General features: G+C 39.1%; 16 protein-coding genes, 1 tRNA gene, 3 rRNA genes, 1 other RNA gene and 1 other annotated feature (1 of these 22 cut by a window edge). Of the genes, 5 read left to right on the forward strand and 16 right to left on the reverse strand.

All coding sequences use genetic code 11. The features are described from left to right. Nucleotides 1–47: 47 nt before the first annotated feature. The 8 genes from AC0L8O_RS22510 to tadA all read right to left on the reverse strand — a co-directional run bounded on the left by AC0L8O_RS22510 (nt 48) and on the right by tadA (nt 6,288). Nucleotides 48–1,597: ribosomal RNA gene (locus AC0L8O_RS22510) — 16S ribosomal RNA — on the reverse strand. 321 nt (nt 1,598–1,918) lie between these two features. Beyond that, a complete protein-coding gene (locus tag AC0L8O_RS22515) occupies nt 1,919–2,185 on the reverse strand; it encodes a pro-sigmaK processing inhibitor BofA family protein (RefSeq protein ID WP_473445424.1) in 267 nt (88 codons plus the stop codon). Nucleotides 2,186–2,259: 74 nt separating this feature from the next. Further along, nucleotides 2,260–2,481: a YaaL family protein gene (locus tag AC0L8O_RS22520; RefSeq protein WP_026562792.1), complete on the reverse strand. Its 222-nt coding sequence runs from the start codon at nt 2,479–2,481 to the stop codon at nt 2,260–2,262. A 13-nt stretch (nt 2,482–2,494) separates the two neighbouring features. Continuing rightward, on the reverse strand, nt 2,495–3,091 hold the full coding sequence (recR, locus tag AC0L8O_RS22525; RefSeq protein ID WP_226530811.1) for a recombination protein RecR: 597 nt from the start codon (nt 3,089–3,091) through the stop codon (nt 2,495–2,497). 10 nt (nt 3,092–3,101) lie between these two features. Next, the gene (locus AC0L8O_RS22530) at nt 3,102–3,425 is read right to left on the reverse strand and encodes a YbaB/EbfC family nucleoid-associated protein (protein ID WP_473449093.1); all 324 of its coding nucleotides are present in this window, start codon (nt 3,423–3,425) and stop codon (nt 3,102–3,104) included. 19 nt (nt 3,426–3,444) lie between these two features. Beyond that, nucleotides 3,445–5,136 (reverse strand): DNA polymerase III subunit gamma/tau, encoded by a 1,692-nt coding sequence (gene dnaX / locus AC0L8O_RS22535; protein ID WP_473445426.1) that lies wholly within the window; start codon nt 5,134–5,136, stop codon nt 3,445–3,447. Between the two features lie 332 nt (nt 5,137–5,468). Further along, an RNA gene (gene ffs, locus AC0L8O_RS22540) (signal recognition particle sRNA large type) lies at nt 5,469–5,732 on the reverse strand. 109 nt (nt 5,733–5,841) lie between these two features. Next, complete coding sequence (tadA, locus tag AC0L8O_RS22545; RefSeq protein WP_034333507.1) at nt 5,842–6,288, reverse strand: tRNA adenosine(34) deaminase TadA; 447 nt, start codon at nt 6,286–6,288, stop codon at nt 5,842–5,844. Between the two features lie 112 nt (nt 6,289–6,400). Here tadA and AC0L8O_RS22550 point away from each other — a divergent pair, with 112 nt between their 5' ends. The 4 genes from AC0L8O_RS22550 to AC0L8O_RS22565 all read left to right on the forward strand — a co-directional run bounded on the left by AC0L8O_RS22550 (nt 6,401) and on the right by AC0L8O_RS22565 (nt 9,771). Next, nucleotides 6,401–6,937 (forward strand): cysteine hydrolase family protein, encoded by a 537-nt coding sequence (locus tag AC0L8O_RS22550; protein WP_026562787.1) that lies wholly within the window; start codon nt 6,401–6,403, stop codon nt 6,935–6,937. A gap of 63 nt (nt 6,938–7,000) precedes the next feature. After that, nucleotides 7,001–8,290 (forward strand): glycoside hydrolase family 18 protein, encoded by a 1,290-nt coding sequence (locus AC0L8O_RS22555; protein ID WP_473445429.1) that lies wholly within the window; start codon nt 7,001–7,003, stop codon nt 8,288–8,290. A gap of 163 nt (nt 8,291–8,453) precedes the next feature. Then, nucleotides 8,454–9,113 (forward strand): deoxynucleoside kinase, encoded by a 660-nt coding sequence (locus AC0L8O_RS22560; RefSeq protein ID WP_026562785.1) that lies wholly within the window; start codon nt 8,454–8,456, stop codon nt 9,111–9,113. After that, a complete protein-coding gene (locus AC0L8O_RS22565) occupies nt 9,091–9,771 on the forward strand; it encodes a deoxynucleoside kinase (protein WP_473445431.1) in 681 nt (226 codons plus the stop codon). Before AC0L8O_RS22560 ends, AC0L8O_RS22565 begins: the two co-directional genes overlap by 23 nt. Before the next feature lie 191 nt (nt 9,772–9,962). Here AC0L8O_RS22565 and AC0L8O_RS22570 read toward each other — a convergent pair. From AC0L8O_RS22570 to guaB, 6 genes are all read right to left on the reverse strand, one after another. After that, nucleotides 9,963–10,055 (reverse strand) — tRNA-Ser (locus AC0L8O_RS22570). A gap of 139 nt (nt 10,056–10,194) precedes the next feature. Beyond that, nucleotides 10,195–11,478, reverse strand: coding sequence for a serine--tRNA ligase (gene serS, locus AC0L8O_RS22575; protein WP_473445433.1), 1,284 nt, complete (start codon nt 11,476–11,478; stop codon nt 10,195–10,197). Nucleotides 11,479–11,552: 74 nt separating this feature from the next. Beyond that, nucleotides 11,553–11,771: a binding site (T-box leader), on the reverse strand. Nucleotides 11,772–11,835: 64 nt separating this feature from the next. After that, complete coding sequence (gene pdxT / locus AC0L8O_RS22580; RefSeq protein WP_473445435.1) at nt 11,836–12,411, reverse strand: pyridoxal 5'-phosphate synthase glutaminase subunit PdxT; 576 nt, start codon at nt 12,409–12,411, stop codon at nt 11,836–11,838. A gap of 18 nt (nt 12,412–12,429) precedes the next feature. Then, the gene (gene pdxS / locus AC0L8O_RS22585) at nt 12,430–13,317 is read right to left on the reverse strand and encodes a pyridoxal 5'-phosphate synthase lyase subunit PdxS (RefSeq protein WP_026562781.1); all 888 of its coding nucleotides are present in this window, start codon (nt 13,315–13,317) and stop codon (nt 12,430–12,432) included. A 290-nt stretch (nt 13,318–13,607) separates the two neighbouring features. Further along, nucleotides 13,608–14,927, reverse strand: a complete 1,320-nt coding sequence (locus AC0L8O_RS22590; RefSeq protein WP_473449097.1) for a D-alanyl-D-alanine carboxypeptidase family protein — start codon at nt 14,925–14,927, stop codon at nt 13,608–13,610. A 194-nt stretch (nt 14,928–15,121) separates the two neighbouring features. Next, a complete protein-coding gene (gene guaB, locus AC0L8O_RS22595) occupies nt 15,122–16,585 on the reverse strand; it encodes an IMP dehydrogenase (RefSeq protein WP_026562779.1) in 1,464 nt (487 codons plus the stop codon). Between the two features lie 121 nt (nt 16,586–16,706). Between guaB and AC0L8O_RS22600 the strand changes: the two genes are divergently transcribed. Next, complete coding sequence (locus AC0L8O_RS22600) at nt 16,707–17,663, forward strand: YaaC family protein (protein WP_473445437.1); 957 nt, start codon at nt 16,707–16,709, stop codon at nt 17,661–17,663. 583 nt (nt 17,664–18,246) lie between these two features. On the opposite strand, the gene rrf is transcribed toward AC0L8O_RS22600, so the two are convergent. Both rrf and AC0L8O_RS22610 read right to left on the reverse strand, forming a co-directional pair. After that, a 5S ribosomal RNA gene (gene rrf / locus AC0L8O_RS22605) occupies nt 18,247–18,362 on the reverse strand. A 220-nt stretch (nt 18,363–18,582) separates the two neighbouring features. After that, nucleotides 18,583–20,129: ribosomal RNA gene (locus AC0L8O_RS22610) — 23S ribosomal RNA — on the reverse strand; it runs 1,382 nt beyond the window's last position.

Here is a 20,129-nt window from a genome sequence, read left to right on the forward strand (position 1 = left end):
GTTCTCTCAAAACTAAACAAAATACCAAGCGTACCTCATATCCTTAGAAAGGAGGTGATCCAGCCGCACCTTCCGATACGGCTACCTTGTTACGACTTCACCCCAATCATCTATCCCACCTTAGGCGGCTGGCTCCTTACGGTTACCCCACCGACTTCGGGTGTTACAAACTCTCGTGGTGTGACGGGCGGTGTGTACAAGGCCCGGGAACGTATTCACCGCGGCATGCTGATCCGCGATTACTAGCGATTCCGGCTTCATGCAGGCGAGTTGCAGCCTGCAATCCGAACTGAGAATGGTTTTATGGGATTCGCTTGACTTCGCAGTCTTGCAGCCCTTTGTACCATCCATTGTAGCACGTGTGTAGCCCAGGTCATAAGGGGCATGATGATTTGACGTCATCCCCACCTTCCTCCGGTTTGTCACCGGCAGTCACCTTAGAGTGCCCAACTTAATGCTGGCAACTAAGATCAAGGGTTGCGCTCGTTGCGGGACTTAACCCAACATCTCACGACACGAGCTGACGACAACCATGCACCACCTGTCACTTCGTCCCCCGAAGGGGAACCTTCTATCTCTAGAAGTAGCGAAGGATGTCAAGACCTGGTAAGGTTCTTCGCGTTGCTTCGAATTAAACCACATGCTCCACCGCTTGTGCGGGCCCCCGTCAATTCCTTTGAGTTTCAGTCTTGCGACCGTACTCCCCAGGCGGAGTGCTTAATGCGTTTGCTGCAGCACTAAAGGGCGGAAACCCTCTAACACTTAGCACTCATCGTTTACGGCGTGGACTACCAGGGTATCTAATCCTGTTCGCTCCCCACGCTTTCGCGCCTCAGCGTCAGTTACAGACCAGAGAGTCGCCTTCGCCACTGGTGTTCCTCCACATCTCTACGCATTTCACCGCTACACGTGGAATTCCACTCTCCTCTTCTGCACTCAAGTTCCCCAGTTTCCAATGACCCTCCACGGTTGAGCCGTGGGCTTTCACATCAGACTTAAGAAACCGCCTGCGCGCGCTTTACGCCCAATAATTCCGGACAACGCTTGCCACCTACGTATTACCGCGGCTGCTGGCACGTAGTTAGCCGTGGCTTTCTGGTTAGGTACCGTCAAGGTACCAGCAGTTACTCTGGTACTTGTTCTTCCCTAACAACAGAACTTTACGACCCGAAGGCCTTCATCGTTCACGCGGCGTTGCTCCGTCAGACTTTCGTCCATTGCGGAAGATTCCCTACTGCTGCCTCCCGTAGGAGTCTGGGCCGTGTCTCAGTCCCAGTGTGGCCGATCACCCTCTCAGGTCGGCTACGCATCGTTGCCTTGGTGAGCCGTTACCTCACCAACTAGCTAATGCGCCGCGGGTCCATCTGTAAGTGACAGCCGAAGCCGTCTTTCAATCCCGAACCATGCGGTTCGAAATGTTATCCGGTATTAGCTCCGGTTTCCCGGAGTTATCCCAATCTTACAGGCAGGTTACCCACGTGTTACTCACCCGTCCGCCGCTAATCTTCGGGAGCAAGCTCCCTCAGATTCGCTCGACTTGCATGTATTAGGCACGCCGCCAGCGTTCGTCCTGAGCCAGGATCAAACTCTCCAATAAAGTGTTTGATATAGCTCTTAAAAAGTTGTACTATATAGTACGTTTTTGTTAATCGAAATTAACGTTGGCACGCTTGGTTTTGTTTAGTTTTCAAAGAACTTTTTTTCACTTCTTTAAGAAGCGACTTTAATATAATAACATGATTACCATTTTTAAGTCAACAACTTTTTTCAAAGTTTTTTTATTTCGTTTGTCCTTTTTGGAAGACGAATAATAATATATCATCTCTCAAAAAACATGTCAATAAAAATTAACAATAAAAAAATCAGAAAGAAAAGTATTTGTCTCCTTCTCTTCTGATTTCCTAGCCTACCTATATTTTTAACTTACAATAAACATTTTTATAATAACTAATGCTGCCAATCCCGGTATCCCTAATATTCCTGACACACTTGAAGTAATTAAGTTAATTGGGATATGTAAATCTATGCTTGTACCAAAAGCATTAACAAAAAATAATAGCAGTGCTCCGATTATTATCTTTATCGAAAGTCGCCCAACCCATTGTAATGGTCGAATAGGAGCTCCTACAAATAACAAAATTAAAATGATTCCACCTATTACAGAAAAAACTAAAATAGGATCCACTAAAACACTCCCCTTTTATCTCTTTTAATAATAAGATATGAGAAGAGTATTAAATTAGAACAAGCTATCTACTTTTATATTTTCCCTATTTTAATATTCCGATGTTTTGCTTCTTTTAATAAAAAGAAATATTTTGCCTCTGCAATTTTTAAATCATAGAGTACCTCAGGAGAAGGTTCAACACTTTTATCAACTAACTGTTTTTGCCGATTCCACTCTTTTTTCATCGTGAGCAAGTTTTGTATTAGTTGTTGATCATATTGATTCCTTAACCAGCCCTTCCGGCGAAAAAGCATGAAACATCCTCCTCTATAATTCTCTTCTTCCTTCTAACGCTTTTGATAAAGTGACTTCATCAGCATATTCCAGATCTCCACCCACTGGTAAACCATGAGCAATCCTCGTTAGTTTAATACCGGATGGTTTTAAAAGCCTTGAAATATACATGGCTGTTGCTTCCCCTTCAATATTAGGGTTTGTAGCGAGAATGACCTCTTGTATTACATCATCCTGCAATCTTTTCAAAAGTTCAGGAATTTTTATATCCTCTGGTCCTATTCCCTCCATGGGCGATATAGATCCATGCAGTACATGATATAAGCCGTTATATTCCTTCATTTTTTCCATGGCTATAACATCTTTGGGATCTTGCACCACACATACAACACTTTTATCTCGTCGATCATCTTCACAGATGTAGCAAGGGTCTTGATCGGTTATATGTCCGCAAACAGAACAATAGGTAAGATTTCTTTTTGCATTCACTAGTGCTTTTGCAAAATCAAGCACAACATCTTCTTTCATGTTTAGGACAAAAAAAGCCAGTCGAACAGCCGTTTTCGGACCAATTCCTGGCAACTTCATAAAGCTATCAATTAGCTTTGATATTGGTTCAGGATAATGCATGATAATCCTCCTAGAACATTCCTGGTAAGTTCATTCCTTTTGTGAACTGACCCATTGTCTCATTTGTAAGGTCATCCATCTTTTTCAACGCATCATTCGTCGCAGCTAGTACTAAGTCTTGAAGCATTTCGATATCTTCCGGATCTACAACTTCCTCTTTGATATTTACTTCAAGTACTTCCTTTTGTCCATTTACTACAACTGTTACCATGCCGCCGCCAGCTGTACCTTCTACAGTCTTTTCAGCTAGTTCCTCTTGTGCTTTTGCCATATCCTTTTGCATTTTTTGCATTTGTTTCATCATTTTTTGCATATTTCCCATACCGCCACGCATCATATCTCATTCCTCCAAATCAATCTTTTATTTCAATTAGTTCATTTCCCACTAATTTTCTTGCTTCAGCAATAAGCGGATCTTCTTCACCATTTTGCTGAGTTTGATCTTCATCTTTTTGATCTTTTAGAAATTCTTTTCTTATTTTAACCCAATCATGCTCAGGAACGCCAACCATTTCCATGCTTTTACCGACAATCTCTTGCAGTATTACTTCTAAATTGGTGCGTACATTGTTGTTATTTTCTGCTACCATTTTACAATGAATTTCAAACTTGAATTTTAATACAAAAGCATTCTCTGAAGCCGCTACCGGCTCGCTATCATTTAAAAGTGCTGCATGAGAAACTTTATTCTGGCTTCGAAGCATTTCTAATAGCTCTGCCCATCTCCCTTTAATGACTTCCAAATCTTTTCTGGTTGCAGTCTTTAATATTTCCTGTATTCTTCCTTCAGGTGTTTTATAGCCGCTTTTCATTGACCTTTGCTTCGGCTCTTTTGAACCTGAATTCCCTTGTTGAGGAGCCGTAATTCCTTGCTGCTTAAGTCGATTTACCTCTGATTGCAGACTAGTTATTTTTTCTAGTAAAGACCGGTATTCCTCTTGATCATATTGAGATTTATTTGTTGTTTGTTGACAAAACTTTACCAAGGCAACCTCAAGAAAAATCCGGGGGTGATTTGTCCATTTCATTTCCTGTTGACTCTTACTTAACAACTCAATAATCTCATATATTTCAGCAGAAGGTATTTCTTTTGATAGTTGGATAAACTGATTATCTACCGACACACGCTCTAAGACATCCTCTAGTGTTGGTGCTGTCTGGTATAAGAGCATATCACGATAATAAAAAATAAAGTCTTCAATAAATCTGCTCGGGTCTTTTCCTTGATACATTAATTGGTCCAATGCCTGCAGAGCAACCGTCACATCTTTTTGGTGTATAGCTTCAGCGATTTTCCCAATGATCTCTTGTGATACAGATCCGGTTATAAGCAATGCTTCATTTAATGTTACTTGATCATCACTATATGAAATTGCCTGGTCCAGTAAACTCAACGCATCACGCATACCACCATCAGCAGCTCTTGCAATAACGTCCAGTGCATCCTCTTCTACATTTACCTGTTGGTTATGTATGATCTCTTTCATTCTACCTACAATCGAAGCAGCCGTAATTCTTCGGAAATCGAATCGTTGACAGCGAGAGATTATTGTTAAAGGGATTTTATGAGGTTCAGTAGTAGCTAGTATAAAAATGACATGCTTTGGTGGTTCTTCAAGAGTTTTTAACAAAGCATTAAAGGCCCCAATGGATAACATATGAACTTCATCAACAATATATACTTTATATTGAACAGCAGATGGAGCATATTTTACTTTATCTCTAATATCTCTTATTTCATCGACACCATTGTTAGATGCAGCATCAATTTCAATCACATCTGAGATGGAACCGTTTGTAATACCTTTACAAGCAGCACACTCATTACAAGGCTCAGCTACTGGTGCTCTTTCACAATTGACTGCTTTTGCAAAGATCTTAGCTGCACTTGTTTTCCCTGTCCCACGTGGTCCGGAAAAAAGATAAGCATGTGAAAACTTATTTTGTAACAGGGCATTTTGTAAGGTTTTTGTTATATGTTCTTGGCCAACCACATCATGAAATATCTGTGGTCTAAAAACACGATATAATGCTTGATAACCCACAAAAACGTCTCCCTTCTATTTCATCATCTATATTATAACAACCATCGGCATATTTACAAAGTTGTTTCTAAGAAAAGCGCAAGGCGACAAGCATAAGGCGAATAGGAATAGAAGGCGTTCTTTGCCTTCAATTCCTATTTGCCTAGACCCTCGAGCCGATGGCGCCTGGAGCTAGACACTAAAACTAAGTACAAACATTTTATATTTTCTTACCTTTTAAATAATCGTAGCATCTCACTAACTCCTAACAAAACTTATAAAAGCACTTTACTTTTCGATGGCAAACAAAAAACTCACCCGAAAAGAGTGAGTTTCATTTAAAATATTAACTGCCGTGCACCTTCCGTCGATTAGCCACCATAGGCGTTACTTAAGCAGTTAGCTCGGCTCAGGCAACCCTGCGGCACATGAGAGCTTCCACTTAATGCTGCTTCCTTCCGGACCTGACATGGTTCATGGATTCCCATTGCGCAGGACCCAAGCGTCAACACCACTTACTTAAGGCAGCCCTACAGTGAGCTAACCTCTAGAAGGGATTCGGCCTCGCTAGAGCGGATTGCGAGTACAGGGCACCGCTACCTCCCCGCTTAGCACGGCAAAATTGATACCATATTAAGTTGCATCGTTTTATCGACGCATGTATAAGTATATATCCTAATCATATAAATTGCAACTTCTAGTAGATGTAAGTTTTTGTCAGGTTTGTTATTTGTGTTTTTTACGTTTTCTTAAGTCTCTAAAAAACGAGCTTAACAACTCACTACATGCCTGCTCCTCAATTCCCTTTGTTAGATCAACTTGATGGTTAAACCTTTCTTCTTGTAAAAGATTCATCAATGTACCCGCACAACCACCTTTAGGATCTGAGGCTCCATATACAACTCTTCCGATTCTCGACAATACAATAGCTCCTGCACACATTGGACATGGTTCCAAAGTGACATACAATGTTGCACTTTCTAATCTCCAGGAACCTATCTCCTTACAAGCTTTATCTATTGCCAAAATTTCTGCATGGGCAATTGACCGTTGTTCCATTTCTCTTAAATTATGAGCTGATGAAATAACGGTATTATTTAATACAATAACTGCTCCAATTGGAACTTCACCCATCTCCTTAGCCTTTTTTGCTTCATCTAAGGCTAATTTCATATAATACTGGTCATTCAATTCTATATATCCTCCTCGTAGAAATGGTACAATTGTACATATTAAAAGTAGGAAAAGTCAGCCTAAATTGTTATAAAAAGGAGAAATGATTGTTATGCAGCAAAAACCTAAACAAGCACTACTTATTATAGACATGATTAATGACTTTAATTTCAATCATGGCCCTATCTTAGCGGAACAAACTGAAACAATCTCCCACAATATTCTCTCACTAAAAAATAAAATGAAAGAGAATAATTGTCCTATTATCTATGTTAATGACCATTATAACTTATGGCAGGCTAACTTTGAAAAAATTGCTCGAAAATGTAGTAATCCATTAAGTGAAAAGATTATTCACCGTTTGTTTCCAAACGATGATGATTATTTTTTAATTAAACCAAAACACTCCGCCTTTTACGGGACTGCACTGAACACATTATTATATAGTCTTAATGTTAAAGAACTCGTGATTACTGGAATAGCTGGAAACATATGTGTACTTTTTACAGCAAATGATGCTTATATGAGAGAATACGATATAACAATCCCAGCTGACTGTATTGCATCTAATACTAAAAAGGATAATGAATTTGCCTTAAGTATGATGGAAAACACACTCAAAGCTACGATTATCCATAGAGGAAATTAATTTAACATGCATCAAGCCTTCTCATCATATGATGTACAAAATTGTATTTTGAGGAGGACAAACATGCAAATACATATTGTCCAACAAGGACAAAGCTTGTTTGGTATTGCACAGGCTTACAGTACAACCGCAGAAGAAATTATTCGCACTAATGAAATTCAAAACCCAAATAATTTAGTTATCGGCCAGGGGATTGTGATTCCTATTAAGGGAAGGTTTTATTGGGTACAATCTGGTGACAGTTTATATTCAATAGCCCAAAGATTTGGACTTCCCGCATCAGAATTAGCTAGAATTAATAATATTCCCTTGAACCAACCTCTCTCAATAGGAGTAAGACTCTACATTCCTGAAGGTGAAAAGAGATCGGTAGAATCTAACGCTTATATTGAACCAAGAGGCACAAGTGTTACAGCTAATCTTGAGCAAGCAGCAAGAGATGCAGCACCTTACTTAACTTATTTAGGACCATTTAGTTTCCAAATTCAGCGGGATGGAACTCTTAAAGAACCACTTCTTAATAATTTCCCTCAAATCGCCAGACAAAATAATGTTACGTTGATGATGGCGATTACGAATTTAGAAAACGACCAATTTAGTGATGAACTAGGGAGAATTATTTTAACAAATACAGAAATACAAAATAAACTTTTAAATAACATTGTCACAACTGCCAAAAAATATGGCTTCCGTGATATCCATTTTGATATGGAGTTTTTAAGACCTCAAGATCGTGAAGCTTATAACCAATTTTTACGAAAGGCAAAGGCCCGTTTCAGTCAGGAAGGTTGGCTTCTCTCTACAGCACTGGCACCTAAAACGAGTGCTACACAAAAAGGGCGTTGGTATGAAGCACATGATTATAAAGCACACGGACAGATTGTAGATTTTGTTGTGATTATGACATATGAATGGGGATATAGTGGCGGTCCACCAATGGCTGTTTCACCTATAGGCCCTGTGAGGGAAGTTTTGGAGTATGCCATTACAGAAATGCCAAGTCGTAAAATTATGATGGGGCAAAATTTATATGGGTATGATTGGACCTTACCATTTGTTCCTGGAGGACAATTTGCGAAGGCAGTCAGTCCTCAGCAGGCTATTCAGCTTGCAAGTGCGAATAATGTGCCAATTCTTTATGATCAAGAAGCACAGGCACCTCATTTTAATTACACAGATACAAATGGAAAAGAGCATGAGGTCTGGTTTGAAGATGCAAGATCAATTCAGGCAAAATTTGACCTTATTAAAGAACTGGATCTACGAGGAATTAGCTATTGGAAACTTGGACTTTCATTTCCTCAAAATTGGTTATTACTAGCTGATAATTTTCAAATAGAAAAGAAAGAATAACACAGTGACAGGTACTCATTAATAATATGGGTGCCTTTTTTTAATTCAGATTAAATTAGAAAATGTAAACAATCTTATAAATCATTACTCAAATAGAGAGTTGCATGGTAAAATGAAATTTGTCGATTTTTAAGTTTAGGTGTTTCGTTTCAAAGGAGGACCCATAATGAATATACCCTTTATTACTGTAGAGGGGCCAATTGGTGTTGGTAAAACATCATTAGCGAAGGCAATTGCTGAGTATTATCAATTCTACTTATTAAAAGAAATTGTTGAAGAAAATCCTTTTCTAGGAAAGTTCTATACAGATATTGAAGAATGGAGCTTTCAAACGGAAATGTTTTTTCTTTGCAATCGATATAAACAGTTAGAAGACATCAATAAAGAGTATCTACAAACAGATAAACCAGTTGTAGCTGACTATCATATCTATAAGAATCTTATCTTTGCCAAACGTACATTAAGGCATGAACAATATGATAAGTATTTGAAAATCTATGATATCTTAACAGAAGGCATGCCAAAACCCAACATTATCATTTATCTAACTGCTAGTCTTGATACACTATTAGGCCGAATAGAAAAAAGAGGCCGTGAAATAGAGCAAAAAATTGATCCCCATTACCTACAACAGCTTTCAGAGGATTATGAAATTGCTATGTTACAGTGGGAAAAAGAAAACCCTTCAATTCCAGTTATTCGTTTTAACGGTGATACATTGGACTTCGTTCAAAATAAACAAGACTTAACATATATATTCAAAACATTAGATCAGTACTTGCAAAAAGGAGCAACAACAAATGAATTTACGCGAAAAATATAAGATTCCTCACAACGCTGTCATTACGATAGCTGGTACTGTAGGTGTTGGAAAATCCACAATGACAAACGCTCTTGCACAGGAATTGAATTTCAAAACATCTTTCGAAAAGGTAGATTCAAATCCTTATCTTGATAAATTTTATGCTGATTTTGAAAGATGGAGCTTTCATTTACAAATTTATTTTTTAGCAGAACGTTTTAAAGAGCAAAAAAAGATTTTTGAATATGGTGGAGGATTCATTCAGGATCGTTCAATTTACGAAGATACGGGGATATTTGCAAAAATGCATTATGAAAAAGGGACAATGTCTGAGGTTGACTATGAAACCTATAAAAACCTTTTTGATGCTATGGTCATGACTCCTTATTTTCCACATCCAGACCTTCTCATTTATTTAGAAGGAAGCTTGGATGATATTTTATCGAGAATTAAACTTCGCGGACGTCCAATGGAACAGCAAACACCAGTTGAATATTGGACTGAAATGCACCAAAGATATGAAAATTGGATTAATAATTTTAATGCCTGTCCTGTACTACGTATCAATATTAATGATTATGATATTATGAAAAATGAAAAGTCTATCGAACCTATTATAGAGAGAATTGGCTATTTTATTGAACAGACGAAATTTCTAAAAAATAAGAGGATGACATAAAGGTTTACGTTCCTTTATGTCATCCTCTTTTTTTATTAGAAAACTGTAGTTTATTGCTAATCCTAAAATTTGAATGCTTTGGTCTTCTTATACTTTCCAAACATATAAAAAAAATCGCTACAGTCCAGTAACGATTTTACATCAATCTCCCATATTTTATGCGCTGAATATGAGATTAAGTTTTAAAATTATGGAGGAGGAAAGGGGATTCGAACCCCTGCGGGCTTTGACACCCCTGTCGGTTTTCAAGACCGATCCCTTCAGCCGGACTTGGGTATTCCTCCGTATTGACAAAATATAATTTATCATATTTTTTATATACTTGTCAACATTTTATTATTTTTTTTAGTTGTTATGAAAATAAATACTTCACATAGTAGTATATCCATGTAAGGGGGCAATTAAATCCCCCTTTATATATTTTTAGTCAACCATACTAATACTTTCTTTATTCCCCATATAAGGTCTAAGCACCTCTGGGATAATGACAGATCCATCTTCCTGTTGATAATTTTCCAAGATGGCAGCAACTGTTCTTCCAATAGCTAATCCTGATCCATTTAATGTGTGGACATGCTCCACCTTTGCTTTTGGATCTCTTCTAAATCGAATATTTGCTCGGCGTGCTTGGAACGCCTCAAAATTACTGCAAGAAGAAATTTCACGGTATGTTCCATAGCTTGGGATCCAAACTTCAAGGTCATATTTTTTAGCTGCCGTAAAACCTAAATCTGCTGTACACATGCTCATTACCCGATATGGAAGTCCTAATAGTTGAAGTACTTTTTCAGCATGTCCTGTCAGCTTCTCAAGCTCCTCATAAGAATCCTCTGGCTTAACAAAGCGAACTAGCTCTACTTTATTAAATTGGTGTTGACGTATTAATCCTCTTGTATCTCTTCCTGCTGATCCAGCTTCGGAACGGAAATTTGCACTAAATGCAGCATAACTAATAGGTAGTTGTTCAACATTGAGTATTTCCTCACGGTGCATATTTGTAACAGGTACTTCAGCAGTTGGAATTAAGAAATAATCTTCTCCTGCAATTTTAAATGCATCTTCCTCAAATTTAGGCAACTGACCTGTACCTGTCATACTATCACGATTCACGATAAAAGGCGGTATGATTTCTGTATAACCATGCTCGTCAACATGAAGATCTAACATAAAGTTAAATAGTGCTCTTTCTAAACGTGCACCCAACCCACGGTAAAAAACAAAACGACTTCCTGTAACCTTTGCTGCCCGTTCAAAGTCCAGAATTTGCAAACCATCTGCAATGTCCCAGTGCGGCTTTGGCTCAAATTCAAAGTGTGGTTGTTCTCCCCACTTTCTAATCTCTACATTATCATCCTCTGTATCCCCAACTGGAACACTTTCATGAGGAATATTTGGAATAGATAATAAAAGGTTATCAAGTTCAGCCTCTACTTTACGTAATTGCTCATCATAACCTTTAATCTTCTCTCCTACTTCTTTCATTTCTTTAATTAAATGATCAGCATCCTGCTTTTCCCTTTTTAACTGGGCGACTTGTGCAGAAACATCATTTCTTTTGCTTTTTAATTCTTCAGTAGCAGCAATAAGCTCTCTTCTCGTTTTATCAAGCTCTTCAAATTTCCCAAAATCAGTTAGGTCTTCACCGCGTTTAGATAACTTTTCTTTTACTTCTTCAAGATTGGTACGAAGAAATTTACTATCCAACATAAATATTTCCACTCCTTTTTTGAATATACACTCGCAATCAAGGAAATTTAAGCAACAAAAAAACTCCCGTCCCAAAAAGGGACGAGAGTTACCCGCGTTGCCACCCTAGTTAAGAATACCTCGTATTCTTCACTTAATGAATAACGGTCATAGCCGGAATTGCCTACTTTAACATTTGTTAGTTCAGCTATTCATTCAAGGATGGATTCACAAGCATCTATCACCGATTTTCACCAGCCACCGGCTCTCTATAGATAGAACATCATGCTACTAATTCCTATCATCACGTTTGCTTATTTGATTAAGTATAAATTAATTTACTATAAGTTTACAGTAGTCGCAAGTTTTTTATACAACTTATTTAGACTCTTTTACCATATTGATAAATAATTGAGTCATTCGATGATCATCAGTTAACTCAGGATGGAAGGAACAGCCAAGAAATTGCCCTTGGCGAGCTGCAACAATTCGGCCGTTGTGCTTCGATAGGATCTCAACATCCTCTCCAACCTCAACTATATGAGGAGCACGGATAAAGACTCCTACAAAGTCCTCTCCAACACCGGTAATCATTAATTCAGCCTCAAAGCTATCCTTTTGTCGTCCAAATGAATTACGCTCTACTGTTACATCTAATAATCCTAAGTGAGATTGATCATATCCCACGAGATTCTTAGCCAAAAGAATTAACCCTGCACATGTACCAAACATAGGTCTACCAGATGCAGCAAATTCTTTTAATGGCTCCATAAAATCATATTTATCGATAAGGCGACGCATCGTTGTGCTCTCGCCACCTGGCATGATTAAGCCATCAAGGTCTGCAAGCTGATTAGCTGTTTTAACAATAACTCCTTCAGCTCCACATGCTTCTATTGAACGAATATGCTCCCTAACAGCACCTTGTAATCCTAAAACACCAATTTTCAGCATGTTAAAAACTCCTTTGTCCTACCAACCACGCTCTTGCATTCTTTGCTCTGGTAAAAGACTTGAAATTTCGACTCCTTGCATTGCAGATCCAAGTCCTTTAGAAAGTTTCGCAATTAGTTCGTAATCTTGATAATGAGTCGTTGCTTCAACTATAGAACGTGCAAACTTAGCTGGGTTTTCTGATTTAAAGATACCAGATCCAACAAATACTCCATCAGCACCAAGCTGCATCATTAACGCAGCATCAGCAGGAGTAGCTACACCACCAGCAGCGAAGTTAACAACCGGTAATTTTCCTTCTTTTTTAATTTGAAGAAGAAGTTCAAAAGGAGCACCTAAATTTTTTGCTTCTGTCATTAACTCATCTTCGCTCATAGCAGCAACCTTACGAATTTGTGCATTTACCTTACGCATATGACGAACAGCTTCAACAATGTTTCCTGTTCCTGGCTCACCTTTTGTACGAAGCATAGACGCACCCTCTGCAATACGACGAGTTGCTTCACCTAGATCACGGCAGCCACAAACGAATGGTACTGTGAAGTCACTTTTTAATAAGTGATACTCTTCATCTGCAGGAGTTAAAACTTCACTTTCATCAATATAGTCAACACCCATTGCCTCTAACACACGTGCCTCTACAATGTGTCCGATACGTGCTTTTGCCATAACTGGAATTGATACAGCATTCATTACTTCTTCTACAATTGTTGGATCAGCCATTCTCGCTACACCACCGGCAGCACGAATGTCAGCAGGAACTCGTTCAAGTGCCATTACAGCAACTGCGCCTGCTTCCTCAGCGATTTTAGCTTGCTCTGCATTTACAACGTCCATGATGACGCCGCCTTTTTGCATTTCTGCCATTCCACGTTTTACGCGGTCAGTACCTGTTGTATTACTCATTGTGGTTGTCCCCCTTATGTAATGTCCTAATATATAGGATTTGTTTTAGATTGAGAAAAATTCATCTACGCTATATTTTATCCTAAGTTCTAAAAAAATCCTATCAAAATTCATGTAATTAGTAAAACAATTCCTATATGTTTTACTATTCTATCATTTCTTATATAATAATTTTCTATTATAACTCAGATTTTATCAATCGAATATCTTTTTTCATCATTTTAATGAGCTTACAATAAATAGAAGTGTATAAAAAAGACTCCCTATATAGAGAGTCTTTTCATAAATGATTAAAACCAACCTTTTACTGTGTCTGATACTGTGCCCCATAATCCACCAAAGAAGCCTCCAATACCTCTCATAGAGAGAACAAACCAGTTGGCCTTTTCAACTGTTTCTTTTGTAACAAGATCTACTTGAGAGAGTGTGTCACTTTTGATATTTGTTAGTGCTTGACCTTCACCCTCATATTTTATCGTCATTTTTCCGACTACATGGTCTTTTTTAACTGGTGCCGTTAATTCCCCTGCTTTTGACAATTGATCTTGGTCAATTTCAAATGCTGGTTTATAGGCATCCTCTTCACCCTTTTTCACAACTAATGTTACTGCATCCTTTGTATGAATGGATACTGAATCTTCTTTTCCTTTTACAACAGGAATTGTTGATTGTTTATCAATTTGATAATTTGCTGGAAATACTTCTTTTACTGAGAAGTTTTCGAATGCATAGTCCAACATTTTTTCTGTCTCAGGAAAGCGTGCATCCTTCACATCTCCTTGTGCATCCATCACAACTGAAATGACACGCATACCATTTTTAGTTGCAGTAGCAGTAAAACAAGATCCCGCAGAGGAAGTTGATCCTGTTTTAAGACCGTCTACACCTTCATAACCAAATACTAACTCTGGAAGCATCCAGTTCCAGTTTGGCATGTGAGTTGCGTCATCAGTACCTTCTCTAAAGGTTTTTTTAGGAATACTAGCTGTCTCTAAAACCTCTGGGTAGTCTTGAATTAATCTTTGTGAAAGTAAGGCCATATCTCTTGCTGATAATTTATTTTCTGCATTCACATCTGTTCCTTCAGGATGCATACCAGCTAAATCCTTATTTTCCAATCCTGTCGCATTAACAAATTCATAATTTGTTAAACCTAGTTCTTTCGCTTTATCGTTCATCATTTTAACAAAAGCATTTTCTGATCCTGCAATTATTTCTGACAAAGCAATTGCCGCACCGTTAGCAGAGTAAATGGCCATTGCCTCATATAATTCTTTTACATTATAGCTGTCATCCAGTCTTAATGGAACATTTGAAAGACTTCTGTTTTGTGAAATCTTATAAACATATTCGCTTGGTTTATATGTTTGATCCCAGCTGATTTTTCCTTCTTTAACAGCCTCTAGTACTAAGTATTCTGTCATCACCTTTGCCATACTGGCAATAGGTAGCTTTTCATCAATATTTTTCCCATATAAAACAGTTCCAGTTGATTCCTCAATTATAATTGCTGCCCCTGCATTAATTGTAATTGGCTCTGCAGCTTTAGCAGATGTAAAAGGAAAAATGGATGAAACAATAAAAGTTATAGCAAAAAGGACTGCCATCATTTTCTTTATTCTCACGTTATATACTACCTCCACATTTTATTATCTATATAAAAACTCCACTTGAATTTTACTTTCTTAAAGAAACAACAAAATTGATTTTATCATAGAAAGGGCAAAAAAATAGACAGAGTCATAGACTCTGTCAAATGTTATAGATCTGTCATATTTGAATAAGTTTTAATCCAAAAGACTTATTATAACGAGTAATTTGGGGCTTCTTTCGTAATTTGAACATCATGGGGATGACTTTCTTTTAAGCCTGCTCCAGTCATTCGGATAAATTGTGAATTTTCTCGAAGTTCTTCGAGATTCTTTGTTCCACAATATCCCATTCCAGAACGAATTCCACCAACTAATTGATAAATTGTATCTGCTATCGGCCCTTTATATGGAGTTCTTCCTTCAATTCCTTCAGGAACGAACTTTTTATTGTCTTCCTGGAAATAACGGTCTTTGCTTCCTTTTTCCATTGCAGCTACAGATCCCATTCCACGATACACCTTAAATCGTCTACCTTGGAAGATTTCAGTTGCTCCTGGACTCTCAGAAGTACCAGCAAGTAAACTTCCTAACATGACAGCATGGCCACCCGCAGCCAATGCTTTTACCATATCACCAGAATACTTAATACCTCCATCTGCAATAATGGATACTCCATGTTTTCTTGCTTCTGTAGCACAGTCATATACTGCAGTAATTTGTGGTACACCGACTCCCGCAACAACACGAGTTGTACAAATAGATCCAGGCCCAATTCCTACTTTAACAACATTTGCACCTGCTTCAATTAAATCTTTCGTTGCATCAGCAGTTGCCACATTCCCTGCAATAATATTTAAGTTTGGATATTCCTTACGGATCGTCTTTACTGTTTCAAGAACACCTTTTGAGTGACCATGTGCTGTATCTACTACAATTGCATCTACATTAGCTTCAACAAGCTTCTGAACACGTACCATTGTATCAGCTGTCACACCAACTGCTGCAGCAACAACAAGACGTCCGTGTGAATCTTTAGCTGAGTTTGGAAATTCAATTACTTTCTCAATGTCTTTAATTGTAATAAGTCCTTTTAAGATACCCTCATTATCAACTAACGGAAGTTTTTCAATTTTATGCTTTTGTAAAATGCTTTCAGCTTCTTTAAGTGTCGTTCCAACAGCTGCTGTTACAAGGTTATCCTTCGTCATAACATCACTGATTTTTATTGAATAATCTTGAATAAATCTCATATCACGATTGGTGATAATACCAACTAACTTTTCTTCTTCGGGGTTATTTACAATTGGAACACCAGAAATTCTATATTTACCCATTAAATGCTCTGCATCAAAAACTTGATGATCAGGAGTTAAGTAAAATGGATCTGTAATAACTCCTCTTTCAGATCTTTTTACTTTATCCACTTGCTCTGCTTGCTGTTCAATGGACATATTCTTATGAATAACACCAATTCCACCTTGTCTTGCAATTGCAATAGCTAATTCAGCTTCTGTTACAGTATCCATACCAGCACTGATAATTGGAATATTAAGTTTTAAACTTGGTGTAAGCTGTACACTTAAATCCACATCTCTTGGTAATACCTCAGATTTTGCTGGTACTAATAGAACATCATCAAAAGTTAAGCCTTCTTTAGAAAATTTTTGTTCCCACATTAGTAAAATCCCCCTCTTTTCGGCAAAATATTATTAGTAGATTATCAACATGTTTTCATACTGTCAAGGAAGGAGTAAAGAGTTTAAATATTTTGAATTAACTAATTGGAGTGTACAATTCATGTCATCCTTATATTGGGAACGCTTACTATCATATTATTCAACACAAACGATTCAAAAGAAATTAGAAAAATGTTATAAAAATCATTCAATAGAAAACTCAAGTGGATTATCCTATGATAATTGTTACCGATTCATTTACTTTCTTAAACATGGTGAAAATTTCTTTTTACAGGCAACTCAATCACCACATGCCATTCAGCCAATTCTGCTTTTTTACGGGATATCACAGCTTCTAAAAGCATGTTTATTAATAAAAGATCCCCTTTATCCTTCAACCTCATCTGTCTTAGCACATGGGGTTACGAGTAGGAAACGGAAGAAACAACAATATCAATTTTTAAAAGATGAAATTAAAGTTCAAAGAAACGGTTTGTTCAGCCATGTTGCAAAGGAACTTTTCCATATACAGGATCACCTTGAGGCAGAAAAATACTCTATGGAATTACTTCTAAATCAAATTCCTGAGATGAACACCGCTTTCTCTTTTCACCAAGCAAAAAATAATTATATGAAAGTTGATACAACAGATCAACTCCAAATTATTTTAACAGATGCAACTGCACAGCAATATCACATGTCAGCTGAAAGACTTTCTGAACATTTCATTGAGAAATATCACTTTGAACCTGTTAATAATGTGACTAGTGAACAAATCTTATTACAAACCAAATATACTAACCATACCTTTCACTGTTCACCATGTGCATTTCATATTGAGGATAATACCTTTTATTTACCAAGCAATCGTGACTCTTTTATAAACCTTCCAGAACTCTTAGTTCACTATTTATTGTTATATAATTTAAGCATGATCTCGCGTTATGAAACAGAGTGGTGGTATGAGCTTCTGTTAGGTCTATCAAATGATGACTATCCAATTATTCTTCGATACATGGAAATTGCCAAAAGGAAGATTCCTTACTTTATTTTAGCATTCTTAGAAGAATGGTTATGAGCTTATCTTTAAATGGAGGAGCTAACCTCAGGATAGCTTCTCTTTCTTAATTGTTATTCTCATTCGGTTGAGTCTGTTACTCATTGCCTGGCTTTATAATTTGTCTCTACATCTTTACGGTAAAACCTTCGGTTTTGAGCAATAGTTTTTTATCACACAAAAAAAGATCAGTATCTCTACTGATCTTTCTACCTCTTCTCACTTGGCAACGTCCTACTCTCACAAGGGGAAACCCTCAACTACCATCGGTGCTGAGAGCTTAACTTCCATGTTCTGATTTCGACCTGCGATAGGCGGCGAATCTCCGCGTCAACTTGTTCGCGTTCAGATCTCCATGTGCCAACTACGTACATTCCGGTCTTCTCTCTCTACGCTTCCTTACTTGCACAGGATGTGCTGACTTCTACGTTGCCACAGGACGGGGCGCTCTTAGTAGAAGTTCCTTGATCTGCTTCTCCCAAGCCTCAGGCTAGTAAGTGTATTTTGTTCCAACCTCTTTACGTGAAACCATCGGTTTTTCTACATTTATTTAATTCAAACAAAAAAAGACCAGTATTTCTACTGATCTTTTCTTCCTCTTTTTACTTGGCAACGTCCTACTCTCACAGGGGGAAACCCCCAACTACCATCGGCGCTGAAGAGCTTAACTTCCGTGTTCGGCATGGGAACGGGTGTGACCTCTTCGCCATCATCACCAAATAATATAGTTTACGGCTTCCGATAAACTTCACACTTCTGCGTCATCTCATTCGTCAACATCCTCACGTACTGAAGTACGTTGCGGTGTCTCCTCAATCGATTCCTTGAACTGTTCGTTTCTCGAAACCCTCTTACTATGAACTTTGATTGAAAGAATATATATTCCTTCAAAACTAGATAACGATACACAATTCAATTCACTAAGCATTCGCTTTATTGTTAGGTTAAGTCCTCGATCGATTAGTATCAGTCAGCTCCACACGTCACCGCGCTTCCACCTCTGACCTATCAACCTGATCATCTTTCAGGGATCTTACTCACTAATGTGATGGGAAATCTCATCTTGAGGGGGCTTCATGCTTAGATGCTTTCAGCACTTATCCCTTCCGCACATAGCTACCCAGCTATGCCTTTGGCAAGACAACTGGTACACCAGCGGTGCGTCCATCCCGGTCCTCTCGTACTAAGGACAGCTCCTCTCAAATTTCCTACGCCCACGACGGATAGGGACCGAACTGTCTCACGACGTTCTGAACCCAGCTCGCGTACCGCTTTAATGGGCGAACAGCCCAACCCTTGGGACCGACTACAGCCCCAGGATGCGATGAGCCGACATCGAGGTGCCAAACCTCCCCGTCGATGTGGACTCTTGGGGGAGATAAGCCTGTTATCCCCGGGGTAGCTTTTATCCGTTGAGCGATGGCCCTTCCATGCGGAACCACCGGATCACTAAGCCCGACTTTCGTCCCTGCTCGACTTGTAGGTCTCGCAGTCAAGCTCCCTTGTGCCTTTACACTCTACGAATGATTTCCAACCATTCTGAGGGAACCTTTGGGCGCCTCCGTTACATTTTAGGAGGCGACCGCCCCAGTCAAACTGCCCACCTGACACTGTCTCCCAGCCCGATCAGGGCTGTGGGTTAGAATTTCAATACAGCCAGGGTAGTATCCCACCGACGCCTCCACCGAAGCTGGCGCTCCGGCTTCTCAGGCTCCTACCTATCCTGTACAAGCTGTACCAAAATTCAATATCAGGCTACAGTAAAGCTCCACGGGGTCTTTCCGTCCTGTCGCGGGTAACCTGCATCTTCACAGGTACTATAATTTCACCGAGTCTCTCGTTGAGACAGTGCCCAGATCGTTACGCCTTTCGTGCGGGTCGGAACTTACCCGACAAGGAATTTCGCTACCTTAGGACCGTTATAGTTACGGCCGCCGTTTACTGGGGCTTCGGTTCAAAGCTTCGCTTGCGCTAACCTCTCCCCTTAACCTTCCAGCACCGGGCAGGCGTCAGCCCCTATACTTCGCCTTGCGGCTTCGCAGAGACCTGTGTTTTTGCTAAACAGTCGCCTGGGCCTATTCACTGCGGCTTTTCCGGGCTATTCACCCTAAAAAGCACCCCTTCTCCCGAAGTTACGGGGTCATTTTGCCGAGTTCCTTAACGAGAGTTCTCTCGCTCACCTTAGGATTCTCTCCTCGCCTACCTGTGTCGGTTTGCGGTACGGGCACCTCTCACCTCGCTAGAGGCTTTTCTTGGCAGTGTGGAATCAGGAACTTCGGTACTATAGTTCCCTCGCCATCACAGCTCAGCTTATGTGACAATGGGATTTGCCTCATTGTCAGCCTAACTGCTTGGACGCGCATATCCAACAGCGCGCTTACCCTATCCTTCTGCGTCCCCCCATTGCTCAAATGGTGAGGAGGTGGTACAGGAATTTCAACCTGTTGGCCATCGCCTACGCCTTTCGGCCTCGGCTTAGGTCCCGAC

Source organism: Metabacillus sp. KJ11-3 (assembly GCF_055808295.1).

Bases quoted from the DNA above. Each gene is read 5' to 3' on its own strand.
- AC0L8O_RS22520 (WP_026562792.1), bottom strand. From the start codon at position 2,481: ATGCTTTTTCGCCGGAAGGGCTGGTTAAGGAATCAATATGATCAACAA.
- recR (WP_226530811.1), bottom strand. From the start codon at position 3,091: ATGCATTATCCTGAACCAATATCAAAGCTAATTGATAGCTTTATGAAG.
- AC0L8O_RS22530 (WP_473449093.1), bottom strand. From the start codon at position 3,425: ATGCGTGGCGGTATGGGAAATATGCAAAAAATGATGAAACAAATGCAA.
- tadA (WP_034333507.1), bottom strand. From the start codon at position 6,288: ATGAAATTAGCCTTAGATGAAGCAAAAAAGGCTAAGGAGATGGGTGAA.
- AC0L8O_RS22550 (WP_026562787.1), top strand. From the start codon at position 6,401: ATGCAGCAAAAACCTAAACAAGCACTACTTATTATAGACATGATTAAT.
- AC0L8O_RS22555 (WP_473445429.1), top strand. From the start codon at position 7,001: ATGCAAATACATATTGTCCAACAAGGACAAAGCTTGTTTGGTATTGCA.
- AC0L8O_RS22565 (WP_473445431.1), top strand. From the start codon at position 9,091: ATGAATTTACGCGAAAAATATAAGATTCCTCACAACGCTGTCATTACG.
- serS (WP_473445433.1), bottom strand. From the start codon at position 11,478: ATGTTGGATAGTAAATTTCTTCGTACCAATCTTGAAGAAGTAAAAGAA.
- pdxT (WP_473445435.1), bottom strand. From the start codon at position 12,411: ATGCTGAAAATTGGTGTTTTAGGATTACAAGGTGCTGTTAGGGAGCAT.
- pdxS (WP_026562781.1), bottom strand. From the start codon at position 13,317: ATGAGTAATACAACAGGTACTGACCGCGTAAAACGTGGAATGGCAGAA.
- AC0L8O_RS22590 (WP_473449097.1), bottom strand. From the start codon at position 14,927: ATGATGGCAGTCCTTTTTGCTATAACTTTTATTGTTTCATCCATTTTT.
- guaB (WP_026562779.1), bottom strand. From the start codon at position 16,585: ATGTGGGAACAAAAATTTTCTAAAGAAGGCTTAACTTTTGATGATGTT.
- AC0L8O_RS22600 (WP_473445437.1), top strand. From the start codon at position 16,707: ATGTCATCCTTATATTGGGAACGCTTACTATCATATTATTCAACACAA.